Source organism: candidate division WOR-3 bacterium, assembly GCA_016867815.1.
Classification (GTDB): Bacteria; Hydrothermota; Tepidihabitantia; order Tepidihabitantales; family Tepidihabitantaceae; genus UBA2258.
This window is the reverse complement of the sequence record VGIR01000190.1, coordinates 1-2,590: the sequence shown is the minus strand read 5'-3', so window position 1 is coordinate 2,590 and position 2,590 is coordinate 1. Positions and strand designations below refer to the sequence as shown.

Sequence of the window (2,590 nt, the reverse complement as noted above, 5' to 3'; positions counted from 1 at the left end):
CACCTCGTGATGTCGGCATCCGGGGAAGCGTGACGCTTGCCGCTTCGCTCTGCAACTACCTGCAGGGAGTGCCGATTGAGATTCATACCTACAACTTCGGGCTGGTCAGCACTGCCGGTCTGGTGCTGTTCTGTGCCGGCACAAAGCGCTTCTGCACCACGCACGCACGCTTCGTGGTCGGGTGTCCCGAAGTGACGTTTCACCCCAACACGCGGCTGGGCGAAGCCGGGCTTGAGGAGGCGTTGCGCAGCCTGAGGTTGGACCAGGAGAGGATGGCCGAGGTGATGGCGGAGGCGACGGGAACAGAGATCAGCAAGGTCAGGGCCGACGTCAAGGCCGAAGTGGTTCTTGATCCCAGGAAGGCCCTGGAGTACGGGTTGGTGCACGAGATCCGACCGGTGCTCTTCCCCAAGGGTGTCGTCCCTTACGCCGTAAGCGAAACCGGGGATTCGGTGCCGCCGCCCGGCGGCGGAGAGCCGGCCTGGGGCGAAGGGGCCTAGCCGGCGCTGGACCGGGCGCCAGCCGCAAAGTCGACAAGGTCGTTGTCCTCAAACCGAACTAGCGCGGGATTCCTCCTCACCTCCGCTCCGCTCTCCCTCTCCTCTGAGAGGAGAGGGTAGGGGTGAGGAGCGTCCTCGACCTCCTGGTGTCTTTGTGTCTTGGTGGTCAATCCCTCTTGTGTCTCGACTGCGCTGCCAAGTGAGTTCGCCAAGGACCGCGCCAGGCAGTCTCCCCGGCAGCTCTCCGAGCAGCTTGGGAAGCTGCTCTCCGAACTCTCCGGCAGACTGCTTTCCGGGCTGCCTCCTGAACTGCTCGCCGGGCAATCCGCGGAGCTGCCCGAGGAACAGCAGTCCCCGCAGCTTCCCAGAGAGCTCGTCCAATTCCCCTCCGAATAGCCTTCCGAGTAGCCGACCGAACAGCAGTCCGGGTAGCCCTTCAGATTCCTCTCCGGATAGCCTGCGGAGCAGCTTCCCGAACCGCTTTCCGGGCAGCGTGCCAGACAACCTCCCAAAGAGCCTAGGGGGCGGGGTAGGGGAGATACACCAATGCCCAATAACCAATTGCCAATGACCAACTTAGAACATTCCTCGACTTCATCGGAGGAGGACATATACTAAACTGGGCGTCAGCAACCCGCCTCAGATGAGCCATCCAATTCTACCCTACTTCCGAAGGAAGTAGGGAAGCGTCAGCGGCTGCTGCGTGAGCAAGCCGAGCGGACGCGCGCGGGCGATGGCGAGGCTCGACACCTGGGCTGACGAGCACGGACTCCCGCCCGAGCCATTCGTCAGAATGAAGCAGGCTATCGTTGCCCTGTTCGCCGACATGGAGCGCAAAGGCGAACTCGACTGAACGCGGCGTCCGCCGCGCCTTGACTTGACGCCCCTCGCGCATATCCTTCTGAACCATAGGAACGTCCGCGCCCGACACCGTCAAGCGTCTGGTTGACAGCGCTGGTCTGTTTGAGTATAAGTGTACGTAGGTTAACCATCAAGGAGGACTGATGCGAACACTGAGAGTAGTCGTAGCACTGGCGGCTGTCGCGTGTCTGTTCTGCGCCAAGAAGCAGACTGTCCAACCGCCGCCAGGCGACAAGCTGTTGTGGACGTCCGAGAGCGCAAGGCCCGACTGGGCCTACGAGACACCCAAGGCCACTGGCGGCGAACACATAGTTGTGGGCATGTCCCACAAGTATGCAGACGAAAAGAGCTGCCGAGACGACGCGGAGCGTGATTCGCGGCTGCGAGCGTCCAGATATCTCGAGACCGCTGTCCGGGATGCGTTTGAGCAAGTCGTGGCTGAACTCGGTCTGGCTGGTGCGGTACTCAATCCTTCGGTCGCCTCGCGTGACTACATCGAGATGAACTCACAGGCGGTAATCCAGAACTCAGAAGTCACGAAGTTCTATGTGGAAAAGTGGCAGTCGGCGGAGACGGGCGAGCCGTTCTTCCTGTGCTTCGCCCGGCTGGTTCTGCCTGATGCGCAGACGCGGCAATCCTTCTCGGACTACACCAACCGGAAGAAGCAGGAGTGGAACATGTCGCAAGAGCAGCTTCGGCGGGTGAACGAAGTCTTCCAGCGGTACTGGGAGTCGAAGAAGACCGAGGGCGAACTGAAGCAGGGAGGCGAGTAGCAGTCCTGCGATTCTGCCAAGGTCTTCTCTTCTTGGTCCTGCTCGGAGCGGGATGCGCAACCGCCCCGGTCGTCAGGGTCCGCCGCGGTATGGAGCAGGACACGCCGGTCGAGCGGAGCGCCCCAGCCAAGCCGGAGTGGGTTGCGCTTACGCCCACGGCGCCTGGGCACAAGTCCTTTGTCGGCGAGGGTCAAGACGAGAGTCAGGACAAGGCCAAGGATGCAGCGATTGCCGACATGCTCAAGCGCTATGCCGAGTACCTTGGTGTAGACTTCAGCGTCCTCGTGCAGATGCACCAGCAGGAAATCCAGCAGTTGAGAGAAGACATCACCCACACCGAACGCCGTGTAGTCACCGACGCCGAGGCGGTGTCCAGAATAGTCACGCGCGGGACCGAGGTGCGTGCGCAATACTGGGAGAAGTACGACAGGAGCGATGGCTACCACTATCGCTACT

At 61.6% G+C, this 2,590-nt stretch carries 4 protein-coding genes; all 4 read left to right on the top strand.

All coding sequences use genetic code 11. The features are described from left to right. Positions 1-500: hypothetical protein (locus FJY68_14170; GenBank protein ID MBM3332968.1), on the top strand; the 500-nt coding region annotated here is incomplete at its 5' end. A 162-nt stretch (positions 501-662) separates the two neighbouring features. Next, positions 663-896: a hypothetical protein gene (locus FJY68_14165; protein MBM3332967.1), complete on the top strand. Its 234-nt coding sequence runs from the start codon at positions 663-665 to the stop codon at positions 894-896. 608 nt (positions 897-1,504) lie between these two features. Beyond that, entirely contained in the window at positions 1,505-2,134 is a 630-nt protein-coding gene (locus FJY68_14160; protein ID MBM3332966.1) for a hypothetical protein, read from the top strand. A 32-nt stretch (positions 2,135-2,166) separates the two neighbouring features. Next, positions 2,167-2,590: hypothetical protein (locus FJY68_14155; GenBank protein ID MBM3332965.1), on the top strand; the 424-nt coding region annotated here is incomplete at its 3' end.